Annotated in this window: 12 protein-coding genes; 10 read left to right on the top strand and 2 right to left on the bottom strand. The window is 66.4% G+C overall.

The window, feature by feature from the left end; genetic code table 11:
• Window positions 1-19: 19 nt before the first annotated feature.
• Window positions 20-1,117 carry a saccharopine dehydrogenase C-terminal domain-containing protein gene (locus OKW43_RS23530; protein WP_429450178.1) on the top strand — a complete coding sequence of 366 codons (1,098 nt, stop codon included), beginning with the start codon at window positions 20-22 and terminating at the stop codon, window positions 1,115-1,117.
• Window positions 1,118-1,231: 114 nt separating this feature from the next.
• Here the strand turns inward: OKW43_RS23530 and OKW43_RS23525 are convergent, their stop codons facing one another.
• Window positions 1,232-1,813 (bottom strand): AAA family ATPase, encoded by a 582-nt coding sequence (locus tag OKW43_RS23525; protein ID WP_429450176.1) that lies wholly within the window; start codon window positions 1,811-1,813, stop codon window positions 1,232-1,234.
• Window positions 1,810-1,956, bottom strand: coding sequence for a cytochrome bd-I oxidase subunit CydX (gene cydX / locus OKW43_RS23520; RefSeq protein WP_026228716.1), 147 nt, complete (start codon window positions 1,954-1,956; stop codon window positions 1,810-1,812). The genes OKW43_RS23525 and cydX overlap by 4 nt, the downstream gene beginning before the upstream one ends.
• Before the next feature lie 321 nt (window positions 1,957-2,277).
• On the opposite strand from cydX, the gene OKW43_RS23515 reads away from it, so the two are divergent.
• The 9 genes from OKW43_RS23515 (at window position 2,278) to OKW43_RS23475 (ending at window position 13,611) form a co-directional block, all read left to right on the top strand.
• Window positions 2,278-2,718, top strand: a complete 441-nt coding sequence (locus OKW43_RS23515; RefSeq protein WP_429450173.1) for a hypothetical protein — start codon at window positions 2,278-2,280, stop codon at window positions 2,716-2,718.
• Window positions 2,719-2,897: 179 nt separating this feature from the next.
• Window positions 2,898-3,875 (top strand): magnesium/cobalt transporter CorA, encoded by a 978-nt coding sequence (corA, locus tag OKW43_RS23510; protein WP_429450172.1) that lies wholly within the window; start codon window positions 2,898-2,900, stop codon window positions 3,873-3,875.
• A 313-nt stretch (window positions 3,876-4,188) separates the two neighbouring features.
• Window positions 4,189-5,163, top strand: a complete 975-nt coding sequence (locus OKW43_RS23505; protein ID WP_429450170.1) for a sugar ABC transporter substrate-binding protein — start codon at window positions 4,189-4,191, stop codon at window positions 5,161-5,163.
• Between the two features lie 358 nt (window positions 5,164-5,521).
• Window positions 5,522-7,114: a sugar ABC transporter ATP-binding protein gene (locus OKW43_RS23500; RefSeq protein ID WP_429450168.1), complete on the top strand. Its 1,593-nt coding sequence runs from the start codon at window positions 5,522-5,524 to the stop codon at window positions 7,112-7,114.
• Window positions 7,114-8,217 carry an ABC transporter permease gene (locus tag OKW43_RS23495; protein ID WP_429450166.1) on the top strand — a complete coding sequence of 368 codons (1,104 nt, stop codon included), beginning with the start codon at window positions 7,114-7,116 and terminating at the stop codon, window positions 8,215-8,217. Before OKW43_RS23500 ends, OKW43_RS23495 begins: the two co-directional genes overlap by 1 nt.
• A 56-nt stretch (window positions 8,218-8,273) precedes the next feature.
• A complete protein-coding gene (locus OKW43_RS23490) occupies window positions 8,274-9,317 on the top strand; it encodes a LacI family DNA-binding transcriptional regulator (RefSeq protein WP_187636418.1) in 1,044 nt (347 codons plus the stop codon).
• Between the two features lie 87 nt (window positions 9,318-9,404).
• The gene (gene rbsK / locus OKW43_RS23485) at window positions 9,405-10,334 is read left to right on the top strand and encodes a ribokinase (protein WP_429450163.1); all 930 of its coding nucleotides are present in this window, start codon (window positions 9,405-9,407) and stop codon (window positions 10,332-10,334) included.
• 362 nt (window positions 10,335-10,696) lie between these two features.
• Window positions 10,697-12,481: a methyl-accepting chemotaxis protein gene (locus OKW43_RS23480; RefSeq protein WP_187636420.1), complete on the top strand. Its 1,785-nt coding sequence runs from the start codon at window positions 10,697-10,699 to the stop codon at window positions 12,479-12,481.
• A 368-nt stretch (window positions 12,482-12,849) separates the two neighbouring features.
• The gene (locus OKW43_RS23475) at window positions 12,850-13,611 is read left to right on the top strand and encodes a 2-keto-4-pentenoate hydratase (RefSeq protein WP_187636480.1); all 762 of its coding nucleotides are present in this window, start codon (window positions 12,850-12,852) and stop codon (window positions 13,609-13,611) included.
• The last annotated feature ends 238 nt before the right edge of the window (window positions 13,612-13,849 follow it).

Raw genomic sequence — 13,849 nt, 5'->3', positions numbered from 1 at the left:
GGATAACAAGGAGAAGCAGATGAAAGTAGCTATCGTTGGCGCAGGTCTGATCGGTCACACCATTGCCCATATGCTGCGCGAGACGGGCGACTACGAAGTCGTCGCGTTCGACCGCGATCAGCACGCGCTCGACAAGCTCGCGGCCCAGGGCATTCCGACGTGCCGCATCGATTCCGCCGACGCCGCCGTGCTGCGCGCCGCGATCCAGGGCTTCGACGTGCTGATCAACGCGCTGCCGTACTACCTCGCGGTCAACGTCGCATCGGCCGCGAAGGGCGCGGGTGTCCATTACTTCGACCTGACCGAGGACGTGCGCGCGACGCACGCGATCCGAGCGATTGCCGAGGATGCCGATCACGCGTTCATGCCGCAGTGCGGTCTCGCACCGGGTTTCATCGGCATTGCCGCGCATGAGCTCGCGAACCGCTTCACGGAAATCCGCGATGTGAAGATGCGCGTCGGCGCGCTGCCCGAGTTTCCGACCAATGCGCTGAAATACAACCTGACGTGGAGCGTCGACGGTCTGATCAACGAATACTGCCAGCCGTGCGAAGCGATCCGCGACGGCCGCACGCAGTGGGTGCAGCCGCTCGAAGGCCTCGAGCATTTCTCGCTCGACGGCACCGAGTACGAAGCGTTCAACACGTCGGGCGGCCTGGGCACGCTGTGCGAAACGCTGTCGGGACGCGTCGAATCGCTCGACTACAAGTCGGTGCGCTATCCAGGTCATCGCAACCTGATGCAGTTCCTGCTGGAGGACCTGCGTCTGTCGAGCGACCGCGATACGCTGAAAGCCATCATGCGCCGCTCGGTGCCGTCGACCGCGCAGGACGTCGTGCTGGTGTTCATCACCGTGAGCGGCATGCGCGACGGTCAGCTCGTGCAGGAGGTGTTCACGCGCAAGATCTTCGCGAAGACCGTCTGCGGCGTGCCGATGAGCGCGATCCAGATCACGACCGCCGGCGCGATGTGCGCGGTGCTCGATCTGTTCCGCGAGCGCAAGCTGCCGCAAAAAGGCTTCGTGCGGCAGGAGCAGGTGTCGCTAGGCGATTTTCTGTCGAACCGCTTCGGCAAGCTGTACGAAGGGCAGTCGCTGGAGGCGATGGCGACGGTTTGATGCTGCAATAGCTCGCGACAAATAAAAATCCCCATACGTCGATGACGGACGGGGATTTTTCGTTATTCAGCCCATCACCGGGCCTGCGCTGCGCTTTGCGGGTGACGGCGGCCGTCAGCCAGCCATGATCCGCGCAACGAGCGCTTCGTAGTCCGCCGACTCCGGCGCGGTATTGTCGAACATCAGCAGACCATCGCGGCTCGCGCCGCTCGGCATGAACCGGCGCTGTCGGTAGTCGTCCCAGTGCGCGAGCTTGTACGCATCGTTGGGATTCGCGCGCGCGACGATCCGCTGCCGCGCCACATCCTCCGACGTGTGCACCCACACGACACGCAACGTTACGTCCGGCGCGACGCCAAGCCACGCATGGTCGAACAGACGCCGTTCGCGCACCTCGCGCGACAGCGGGCCGACGACCAACGCACTGACGCCGAGTTCGAGATTGTCGCGGGCGGTATCGATGAGGCCGCGATACTCGGGCTCGCGCAGATGCTGCAGGAAAAGAGGGCTGTCGCGATCGTTCGGATCGCCGGTCAGCATGGACATCGCGGCCGCGCTATAGCCGCCGTACAGCGTGTCCTTGTCGAGCAGGCAGAAGGGGATGCCGCTCGCTTTCACCAGCGGGCCGAACAGTTTTTTCGCCAGCGTCGTCTTGCCCGTGCCCGCATGACCGCAAAAGAAAACCAGCGAGCTCACGCAGGCTTGTCCTCACGCGGCGCGGCGGCGGCATCGGGGCGCGGGTCGCGCGCGAACTTGCCGTTGGTCTCGAGCCACATCACGTTGATGATGCCGAAGCCGAGCGCCACACCCACGCCGAGAATCCAGGTGAAATACCACATCGCAGCCTCCCTGATCGTGCGTCCGACGACGGCCAACCGCCAGTGCGGCCGCCTTCGTAACGATCATGAAGAAGAACGCTGCGCCATGCAAGAGGCGCGGCGCCCGAGCCCCGTCGGCGTTGGCTGGCGTGATGCCCGCGCGTTGCTATGATGCGCAACAGCTCACGCGTATTAGCGTACGGTGTCTGCCGATCACGCGGACGCACGACGACGACCCGCACCGCGTAGTCGGAAAGCCGACCCACAATCGGCCCACAATCGAGAGCACACGGGAGAACCAGCATGCCAATGCGCCTGTCTTGCCGCGGCCGAACCGCACGGATGGCCGGCTCCGCACGCTGCGCCGCGTTGGCCCTATGCGTTGCGATCAACCTGATCACGTTAGCCGGCTGCGCGTCGACGCCGGCCGAGCCGGTGCCATTCAAACTGGTGCCGGCCGAGCGCATCGTCAGACCGGGCTATACGCAGCCGGGCCCCGGCCTCGTCGCGGTGGACCTGCGGCGCGAGCGTTCGCGCGACGTGATCGTGCGGTTCCGCGATGCGCTCGTTTATATCGACGGCGAGCGCGTGACCGACCTGATGAACGGCGAGCATGTGGTGTTCTATCTACCCGCCGGCGCGCATCGGATCGGCGTATCGACGCAGTTCGATCCGGTCGTCGAACTGAACTTTATCGTGACGGCCGATCCGCGCTACACGAACCGCGCCTCGGTCACGTTCAACGACGATCACCGCATCGGCCTGCAGCGGGTCGCGCAGTAGCGTGTCGTCGATCATTAACAATTGGATACGCGCGGCTTATGCATCCCGCCTTAACATGTCGGCTGCTGCAAGCCGGCTGCAAGCGCGCTTGTCCGTTCATGCAGACCCGTCGCCCGTCTTACGCAACGCTTACGCGGCAGGGCGGCCCGGTCTGCTTCCGTATGCAAGGTAATTCGAACATGCTGATCAATTGCGCCGCCTATCAGGACGGCCGGAAGCTCGCTGACATCGATATCGACGGCATCAGCGACTACGTCGCGCGGCCCGAGTGCTTCGTGTGGGTCGCGTTGAAAGACCCGAGCCCCGACGAACTCGCGGTCATGAAAGACGAGTTCAACCTGCACGAGCTAGCGATCGAAGACGCGCAACACGGCCATCAGCGCCCGAAGATCGAGGAGTACGGCGATTCGCTGTTTACCGTGATGCACACGGTCGAGAGGGACGACGAGGGCGAGTTAGTGATCGGCGAAGTCGACGTGTTCGTCGGCGACAACTATGTGCTGTCGGTGCGCCGCGGCACGCGCACCGGTTTTCAGAGAGTGCGTGCGCGCTGCGAGCACGAGCCGCATCTGTTGAAGGAAGGCTCGGCGTTCGTGCTGTACGCGCTGATCGACGAGGTGGTCGACCGTTATTTCCCGGTCATCGAGGCGATGAGCACCGAGCTCGAAACGCTCGAGGACCGCATCTTCGAAAAGAACGATTCGGCCGCCTCGCGCGCGATCGTTCAAGACCTGTACACGATGAAGCGCCGGCTCGTGATCCTGCAGCACCATATCGTGCCGCTGCAGGAAGCGATCGGCAAACTGACGGGTGGGCGCATTCCAAGCGTCTGCGCGGGCATGCAGGCGTACTTTCGCGACGTCTACGATCACCTCGACCGGATCGTCAGAACCATCGAAGGGCGCCGCGAAATCGTCGTCACGGCGGTGCAGGTGAACCTCGGCATGATCTCGCTCGCCGAGAGCGAAATCACCAAGCGGCTCGGCTCGTTCGCGGCGCTGTTCGCGGTGCCGACGATGATCGCCGGTATCTACGGGATGAACTTCGAGCGCATTCCCGAGCTGCATTTCAAGTTCGGCTATCCGGTCGTTCTGCTGGTGATGCTGGCGATCGACTTCTTGCTGTACCGGCGTTTTCGCAAGGCCGGCTGGCTGTAGCCGGCGCACCTTGCGATTTCCTCGCGGTTTCGCTTGCAGCGCGCGCGATACCAGGCCGGCATAAGCGGCCGGTACGTCGCGTCGCGTGCGACGCACGGGCGACATCGACTGCACGGACTGAGCGAGGGAACCTTGCCACACGCTGCCCGGATCGAGCGAACCCACTGCGGCGGCGCACAGGGTGCGCGGCGGTGCGCTGCAACACCGCGATTCGTTGACAATCCAAAAGGCTTGCGCTGAGAATAGCCTCGCAAACGTTTGCGCATCACTAAAAATACGGCTCGTCCGCGAGCTGACAACCATGGAGATACGCATGAGCCATCGAATCCGTCGCCGCATTCTTGCCGTCGCAGTTCTCACCACCGCCTCCGCCGTCCTGCCTTTTTCCGCCGCCTACGCGCAGAACGCGCCCGCTCATAAGCCCAAGGTCGCGCTCGTGATGAAGTCGCTTGCCAACGAGTTCTTCCTGACCATGGAGACCGGCGCGAAGGATTATCAGAAGCAGAACCCCGGCAAGTTCGACCTGATCACCAACGGCATCAAGGACGAAACCGACACCGCCAACCAGATCCGCATCGTCGAGCAGATGATCGTGTCGAAGGTCGACGCGATCGTGCTCGCGCCGGCCGATTCGAAGGCGCTCGTGCCGGTCGTCAAGAAGGCGGTCGACGCGGGCATCATCGTCGTCAACATCGACAACCGGCTCGATCAGGACGTGCTGAAGTCGAAAGACCTGAACGTGCCGTTCGTCGGCCCCGACAACCGCAAGGGCGCGCGCATCGTCGGCGATTACCTCGCAAAAAGCCTGAAGGCCGGTGACGAGGTCGGCATCCTCGAAGGCGTGTCGACCACCACCAACGCGCAGCAGCGCACCGCGGGCTTCAAGGACGCGATGCAGGCGGTCGGCGCGAAGGTCGTGTCGGTGCAGTCGGGCGAGTGGGAAATCGACAAAGGCAACGCGGTCGCCTCGGCGATGCTCAACGAGTATCCGAACCTGAAGGCGCTGCTCGCCGGCAACGACAACATGGCGATCGGCGCGGTGTCGGCCGTGCGCGCGGCCGGCAAGCAGGGCAAGGTGCTGGTGGTCGGCTATGACAACATCAACGCGATCCATCCGATGCTGAAGGACGGACGCGTGCTCGCCACCGCCGACCAGTACGCCGCGAAGCAGGCCGTGTTCGGCATCGATACCGCGTTGAAGGCGTTGAGCGAACACAAGAAGCAGTCGCAGCTGTCGGGCGTCGTCGAAACGCCGGTCGATCTCGTGACGAAAGACACACTGAAGTAAGCGCGGCGCGCCTGGCGTCAAACGCGAGCCGGGCGCAGCCGCAGAGCCCGCGGGAAACCGCAAAAAGCCGCGCTGAAGCGCGCGAACAGCACGCTTCGGCGGCAATGCGGCAACCCCGACGATCCGCTTTTATTCAACGAACGCTCAAGAAACCCGCCGCGGCGCCGTTAATTCCAGAGATAAGCGTCATGACGGCGGCTCGCGCGGCGAGAGGAAGCGCGGCCGTGAGCATCTGCGCATTTCGCGCGAGGGGCCGGCATGACTCGTGGCAGCCGGGAGCGGCGAGCTGTGCGGCCAGGCGCAGCGGACCGCCGAAACGCCACGAAGGCGCCAGAAGCGCCATGCAACCAGGAGCGCGATGGATTCAATCGACCACGACGCCTTGCCTGTCGTCCTGACCGTCAGCGGCATCGGCAAGACCTATGCCGAACCGGTGCTGGCAGACGTCTCGCTGTCGCTGCGAGCAGGCGAGGTATTGGCGTTGACCGGCGAGAACGGCGCGGGCAAGAGCACGCTGTCGAAGATCGTCGGCGGGCTGGTCGAGCCGAGCACGGGCACGATGCGGCTCGCCGGCGCGCCGTACGCGCCCGCGAGCCGCACCGAGGCCGAGGCGCTCGGCGTGCGCATGGTCATGCAGGAGTTGAATCTGCTGCCGACGCTGTCGGTCGCCGAGAACCTGTTCCTGAACCGGCTGCCGCGCGCGGGCGCGTTCAGCTTCGGCTGGATCGATCACGGCAAGCTGCGTGAGAACGCGCGCGCGGCGATGGCGCAGGTCGGGCTCGATGCGATCGATCCCGACACGCTGGTCGGCGAACTGGGCATCGGCCATCAGCAGATGGTCGAGATCGCCCGCAACCTGATCGACGACTGCCGCGTGCTGATCCTCGACGAGCCGACCGCGATGCTGACCGCGCGCGAGGTCGATCTGCTGTTCGAGCAGATCGGGCGGCTCAAGGCGCGCGGCGTCGCGCTCGTCTATATCTCGCACCGGCTCGAAGAGCTCGCGCGGGTCGCCGAACGGGTCGCGGTGCTGCGCGACGGCCGCCTCGTGCATGTCGACCCGATGGCGAACCTGACGAGCGAGCAGATCGTCACGTGGATGGTCGGCCGCGAGCTTGGCGAGCATATCGATCTCGGCGAGCGCAACATCGGCGCGCCGCTGCTGAAAGTGGAGCGGCTCGCGCGCGGCAAGGTCGTGCGCGATGTGTCGTTCGAGGTGCGCGCGGGCGAGATTTTCGGTGTGAGCGGACTGATCGGCGCGGGCCGCACCGAGCTGATGCGGCTCATCTACGGCGCCGATCGGAAAGACGGCGGCAGCGTGTCGCTCGCCGCGACGCCGGGCGCGCCGCCCACGCCGGTGCGAATCGACTCGCCGGCGGACGCGGTGCGCACGGGCATCGCGCTGATCACCGAAGACCGCAAAGGCGAAGGCCTGCTGCTGCCGCAACCGGTCGCGGCCAACCTGTCGCTCGGCAATCTCGGCAGCGTCGCGCGGCACGGCCTCGTCGACGCGAAGCGCGAGAATGCGCTGGCGCACAAGCAGATCGCCGCAATGCGGATTCGCAGCTCAGGGCCCGCGCAGATCGTCGGCGAGCTGTCGGGCGGCAACCAGCAGAAGGTCGTGATCGGCCGCTGGCTCGCGCGCGACTGCCGCGTGCTGTTGTTCGACGAACCGACGCGCGGCATCGACGTCGGCGCGAAGTTCGATATTTACGGCCTGATGGGCGCGCTCGCTCGCGACGGCCGCGCGCTCGTCGTGGTGTCGAGCGATCTGCGCGAGCTGATGCTGATCTGCGATCGGATCGGCGTAATGTCGGCGGGCAGCATGACGGGCGTGTTCGAGCGCGCGAGCTGGAGCCAGGATGCGCTGCTCGCGGCCGCGTTCGCCGGCTACCGCGGCCGCGAGGCGCTGCTGCACACGCATGGCGTCAACCAGCCAGGGAGTCTGTGATGACCGATCAATCGTGGCGCGAGGCGGCGGGTGTCAAACAGGACGGCCAGTTGGACGGCCAGTTGGACGGCCAGCTGGACGGCAAGCAAGCCGGCGCGCCGGACGCACCCGGTGCGACGCCGCCCGCCGATCCGTCGGCGCCGCTCGCGAGCGGCAAGCCGGCCGGCACGCGGCTCGGCTTTTCGAACTACCTGGGTCTCGCCGGCGCGCTGCTCGCGATGATCGTGCTGTTCTCGCTGCTGAGCTCGCACTTTCTGACCTACGACACGTTCAGCACGATCGCGAACCAGATTCCGGATCTCGTCGTGATGTCGGTCGGCATGACCTTCGTGCTGATCATCGCGGGCATCGATCTGTCGGTGGGCTCGGTGCTCGCGCTCGGCGCGTCGGTGGTCAGCGTGGTGACGCTCAAGTGGGGCTGGGGGCCGGCCGCGGGTGCGCTGCTCGGTGTCGCGGTCGCGGCGCTGACCGGCACCGTGACCGGGGCGGTGACGGTGGGCTGGCGGATTCCGTCGTTCATCGTGTCGCTCGGCGTGCTCGAGGCGGCGCGCGGCATGGCGTATCAGATGACCAATTCGCGCACCGCGTATATCGGCGACGCGTTCGACTTTCTGTCGAACCCGATCGCGCTCGGCATCTCGCCGGCCTTCCTGATCGCGGTCGCGGTGATGGTGATCGCGCAGCTGATGCTAACGCGCACGGTGTTCGGTCGTTACCTGGTCGGGATCGGCACCAACGAGGAAGCGGTGCGGCTCGCGGGCGTCAATCCGCGGCCGTACAAGGTGATCGTATTCGCGCTGATGGGCGCGCTGTCGGGACTCGCGGCGCTGTTTCAGATCTCGCGGCTCGAGGCGGCCGATCCGAATGCGGGCGTCGGCGTGGAGCTGCAGGTGATCGCGGCGGTCGTGATCGGCGGCACGAGTCTGATGGGCGGGCGCGGTTCGGTGATCAGCACGTTCTTTGGCGTGCTGATCATTTCGGTGCTGGCGGCGGGCCTGGCGCAGATCGGTGCGAACGAGCCGACCAAGCGGATGATCACCGGCGCGGTGATCGTGATCGCGGTGGTGCTCGATACGTACCGCAGTCGCCGCAAACGCGCCTGAGATGTGCGCCGTGGCGCAATGATGAATGACTGCATGGGACCGGAGAGCAACAGGTTATGGCGACGATCAAGGATGTAGCGGCCGTGGCGGGGGTGTCGTTCACGACGGTATCGCACGTCGTGAACAACTCGCGGCCGGTGTCGGCCGATGTGCGGGCGAAAGTCGAGCACGCGATCCGTCAACTGCACTATGTGCCGTCGGCAGTCGCGCGCTCGCTGAAGGCGCGCTCGACCGCGACGATCGGACTGGTGGTGCCGAACAGCACGAACCCGTATTTCGCGGAGCTCGCGCGCGGCATCGAGGACGGCTGCGCGCGCAATGGCTACTGCGTGTTCTTCTGCAACTCCGACGATGACCCCGCGAAGCAGCGCAACTATCTGCGCGTGCTGCAGGAAAAACGCATCGACGGGTTGATCGTCGCGTCCGCCGGCGACGACGCCGTGCTCGCGCAGGCGCTCGCCGACGCGCGCGAGCCGCTCGTCGTGGTGGATCGCAACATCGAGGGCATCAACGCGGACCTCGTGCAGATCGATCACGAGAAGGGCGCGTATCTGGCCACGCGTCATCTGCTCGAACTCGGGCATGTGAGGATCGGCTGCATCACGGGGCCGGTGCAGACCGCGGTCAGCGCGATGCGCGTGCACGGCTTCATTCGCGCGATGGCCGAACGCGGCATCGAGATTCCGGGCGATGCGATCGTCGAAAGCGATTTCTCGGGGACGGGCGGACACGGCGCGGCCGCGCAGCTATTCGACACGGTCAGGCCGTCGGCGATTTTCGCATGCAACGACATGATGGGCATCGGCGCGTTGCGCGCGGCGGCGGAGCGCAACATCAGCGTGCCGCGCGACTGTTCGATCATCGGTTTCGACGATATCGAGCTGGGCCGCTTCACATTCCCGTCGCTGTCGACGGTCGGGCAGTCGGTGCGAGCGCTCGGCGACACGGCCGCGCAGACGCTGGTCGACCGGATCGCCGAGGCGTCGTCGAACAACCCCGTGCGGACCCCGGCGCGCCGGCGCGTGGTGTCGCCGCGGCTGATCGTGCGCGAATCGACCGCGACATGGGCGGGCGAAGGGCGGCGGGATCTGGCGGCCTGATGCGCCGCACGACGTAGCATGACGGACGCATGATGGACGCGCGCGCGCAATAGCAACCCGATCCGCCGCGCAACGGAGGACACTCAAGTGGCAAGCAACGAAACGCGCGCACGCGTCACGGTGGTCGGCAGTCTGAACATGGACCTCGTGGTGCGCTCGCCACGCCTGCCGCAGCCTGGCGAGACGCTGGCCGGCCGCACCTTCGCGCAGGTCGCGGGCGGCAAGGGCGGCAACCAGGCGATCGCGGCCGCGCGGCTCGGCGCGCAGGTGTCGATGCTGGGCTGTGTCGGTGCCGACGCGAACGGCGCGCAGCTGCGTGCGGGCCTCGAAGCGGAGCGCATCGACTGCGCGGCGCTCGAAACCGGCAGCGAGCCGAGCGGCGTCGCGCTGATCGTTGTCGACGATGTGAGCCAGAACACGATCGTGATCGTCGCGGGCAGTAACGGCGAGGTCACGCCCGACACGATCGCACGACACGAGCCGACGCTCGCCGCCGCCGATGTCGTGATCTGCCAGCTCGAAACGCCGCCCGAATCGGTGCGCGCCGCGCTCGCCGCGGCGCGGCGGCTCGGCAAGACCGTGATCCTGAACCCGGCGCCCGCCACCGGCCCGTTACCGGCCGACTGGCTGCCGCTGATCGACTACCTGATTCCAAACGAACTCGAAGCCGCCGCGCTGAGCGGGCTTGCCGTCGACTCACCCGAGGACGCCGCGCGGGCCGCCGCCGCATTGCGGGCGGCCGGCGCGCGCAATGTGCTGGTCACGCTCGGCGCGCGCGGCGTGCACGCGGTGCTCGAAGGCGCGGCCGCGACGCTGTACGACGCGCCGCGCGTCGAGGCGGTCGACACGACCGCGGCCGGCGACACGTTCATCGGCGGCTTCGCGGCGCAGCTTGCGCAGGGCGCGAACGTCGAAGCGGCGATCCGCTTCGCGCAACGCGCCGCCGCGCTATCGGTGACGCGCGCGGGCGCGCAGCCGTCGATTCCGACGCGCTCCGAGGTCGACGCATTCAACTGATTCCGTCATCGCGTTAGCACGCTCCCACACTCCCACACTGCCTGATCGATCTACCTGCCACCGCGCGGGGCGATTCCGAACCCACGCGCCATCACGAACTCCCGCCGTTCAAGCGTCAAAAGTCGGCTTTGACGCATATCACCGGGTTGCCCCAACGCGCCGCGACCGAACCGGTCTGCAATCAATTTGCTTTCAACGGCTTACAACGTCTTTGTTCATACCTTTTAAATGCTTCAAGTCTGTGAATGCACTGCCGTAAACCGTGATTAGAGCGCCCGCTCAAAAAGCGCCGAACCCAATTGCGCCGCCCCGGAGTCTGCTGCGCGCAGCCTCCCATTTCAGTACAGCCAACAGGAACCAGCATGTTGAATAAAGGCATCACGATCAAGGCGCGAATTGGCCTCACGATGGCGTTTCTCGCCGCGTTGCTGGTTGCAATCGGCGTTTTCGGTCTGTTCGGCATGAGCCGTTCGAACGACGCCTATATGGACACGTTCACCAACGCGATGCCGGGCGCGGTGAACATCGGCAATGCGGAAATGTACGCAGCGCGCGAACGTCTCGCGCTCGATCGCGCCGCGTTCATGGTCGGCACGCCGGAAGCGGCACCCACCATCGAGCGCGCGCACATGCTGCGCGGCACGTCGGACATGTGGTGGAAAAAATATCTGGATCTGCCGCGCGACGCGGACGAAGACCGGCTCGCGCAGGACGTCGCCGCGAAGCGCAATGCGCTGCATCAGCGGCTCGATTCGTTTGCGGCGGCGATCACGGCGAACGACCAGAGCAAACTGGTCGAGGACGCGAAGAATCTGCAGATCGCTTTCAATGACCTCGTCGTGGCCAACGACGCGCTGCGCAAGTTCCAGTTCGATTCGGCCAAGCAGGGCTACGACTCCGCGCAGAGCAATTTCGAGACCTTTCGAATGGTCAGCATCGCCGCGCTGGTGGTCGGGGTGCTCGCGGCGGCGCTATCGTATCTGACGCTGAGCCGCGCGATCGCGCGTCCGCTCGACGAAGCGCTCGGCCACTTCGATGCGATCGCGGCCGGCGATCTGCGTCGTCCGGTAACCCTGACGTCGCGCGACGAAATGGGGCAGCTGCTCGAAGGAATCGCCAAAATGCAGCGCAGCCTCACCGAAACGGTGCGCAGTGTGCGTGGCGGCAGCGAGTCGATCGCGACCGCGACGCGCCAGATCGCGGCGGGCAACATCGACCTGTCGTCGCGAACCGAGGAGCAGGCGTCCGCGCTGCAGGAAACCGCGTCGAGCATGGAGCAGCTGACCGGCACCGTGCGCCAGAACGCCGACAACGCGCGCCAGGCGAGCGCGCTCGCGGCCAATGCGTCGGAGATCGCCAACAAGGGCAGCGCGGTGGTCGGCCAGGTGGTCGGCACGATGGGCGACATCAACCAGAGCTCGGCGAAGATCGCCGACATCATCTCGATCATCGAAGGCATCGCCTTTCAGACCAACATCCTCGCGCTGAACGCGGCCGTCGAGGCGGCGCGCGCCGGCGAGGAGGGGCGTGGCTTCGCGGTCGTCGCGGGCGAGGTGCGCAGCCTCGCGCAGCGTTCGTCGGCGGCGGCCAAGGAGATCAAGGAGCTGATCGATACGTCGGTCGAGCGCGTGCAGTCGGGCTCGGCGCTGGTCGACGAGGCCGGCCGCACCATGAGCGAGATCATCGGCGCGGTGCAGCGCGTCACCGACATCATGGGCGAGATAGCGGCGGCGTCGGAGGAACAGAGCGGCGGCATCGATCAGGTCGCGCGCGCGGTCACGCAGATGGACGAGGTCACGCAACAGAACGCGGCGCTCGTCGAGGAGGCGGCCGCCGCGGCGGCGTCGCTCGAGGAGCAGGCGACCCGGCTGCGCGGCGCGGTCGCGGTGTTCCAGCTCGACGACAGCGGCCGTGGCGGTCACGAAGCCGCGTCGGCGCTGGCGGCGCCGCAGCGCGTGGCGTCCACGAGCCAGACCGCCGCGCGCGCGCGCAAGCGCACGCAGGCTACGACGCAGCCGGCATCGCGGCCAAAGGCGGCGGTCCCGGCCGCAGTCGCGCCGCCGGTGGCGGCCGCGCCCGCGCCCACGCGCGCGCCGGCCAGGCCCGCGGCGACGGCCGGCGGCGGTCAGGATTGGGAGGCCTTCTGAGCTTGCCCAGATTCAGGTGAACATGCGCGGCAGCGCTGTCGCGCGTCGAGTGATTCGACACGCGACGGTGCGACGCAACATCCGTTCCCCATCGCTCGCTTTCGGTCCAGCACACGCACCGCCCCCAGCGACGATCGCATCGCGAAAAGCGCGCAGGCGTTCGCACGCGCGGTTTATTTTTCGACGCGCGCAAGAATTAACGTTTGCGCGCCGCCGCCTTTCACCGGTGCGCGCCGCGATCCGGTACATTGACGGGCACGGCCCCGATCCGCGTGCGCGACGTGTGGCTGCCCGCACCTCGAACAGGTGGCTCCCACTTATTGCTACGTTCTGTGAACCCTGCCATGCGCCAGCCACAAAGAACCGACATCACGCGATACGATCTTGCGCCACGCCTTGTCGAGGCACGCCGGCAGCACCGGCCGATCGACGCGCCACCACCCGACAGCCTGCCGCCCGACGCGGCGACCGCCTACGCGATCCAGCAGGCGGTGATCGCGGGTCTCGGCGAGTCGACCGGCGCGTGGAAGATCGGCGCGAAGTCGCCGGGCGGCGCCACGTCGGGCGCGCCGATTCCGGCTTCGCTGGTGGTGCCGTCGCCGGCGCGGCTCGCGCATGACGGGTTCTTTCGCGTGCTGGTCGAGCTCGAGATCGCGTTCCGCTTCGACGTGACGATCGAGCCGCGCGCGCAGGCGTATGCGCGCGACGAGGTGCTGTCGAAGCTCGGCGCGGTGCTGCCGGCCATCGAGATCGTCGACAGCCGCTTCGCCGAGTGGCCGAACGTCGCGCCGCTCGCGCAGCTGGCCGACGCGCAGAACAACGGCGCGCTGATCACCGGCCATCCGGCCGTCTACGCGAGCCTCGCGCGCGGCTTCGACTTCGTGTCGCCCGAACTGGAGCTGGGTTTCAACGGCCGCTCGCTGATACCCGAAGTGACCGGCAATCCCGCGGGCGATCCGCGCGAGCTGCTCGTGTGGTTCGTCAACCATTGCGCGGCGATGGGCATCACTATCGAGCGTGACTGGACCTTGACCACCGGCTCATACGTCGGCGCGCACAAGATCGACGAACCCGGCATCGTGCGCGGTCATATCGACGGACTCGGTGAAGTGGAAATCGAACTCACCTGATCGATGCTGCGGCGCTTGTAACCGCAAATTACAGCGCGTCATTTCAAACGGCTGCCCGCGTGCAGCCGTTTTTGTTTTGGCGAATGCGAAATGGTGGCGACCCTTGAATCGTTAACCTGTTCGAATGCTCTGTTTGCATAGCGGCGGGCAGCGAAAACGTCATCACGTGCATGCTTCCAGTGACGAAGTGTGCGTGCGCAGACAGCCGCATTTTTATAAAGGGTCGACGGTGCAGGTA

The sequence above is a fragment of the Paraburkholderia sp. WC7.3g genome (assembly GCF_050436345.1).
Lineage (GTDB): Bacteria > Pseudomonadota > Gammaproteobacteria > Burkholderiales > Burkholderiaceae > Paraburkholderia > Paraburkholderia podalyriae.
Note: the sequence above shows the minus strand (reverse complement) of the source record. Positions and strands in the feature narration are given on the sequence as shown.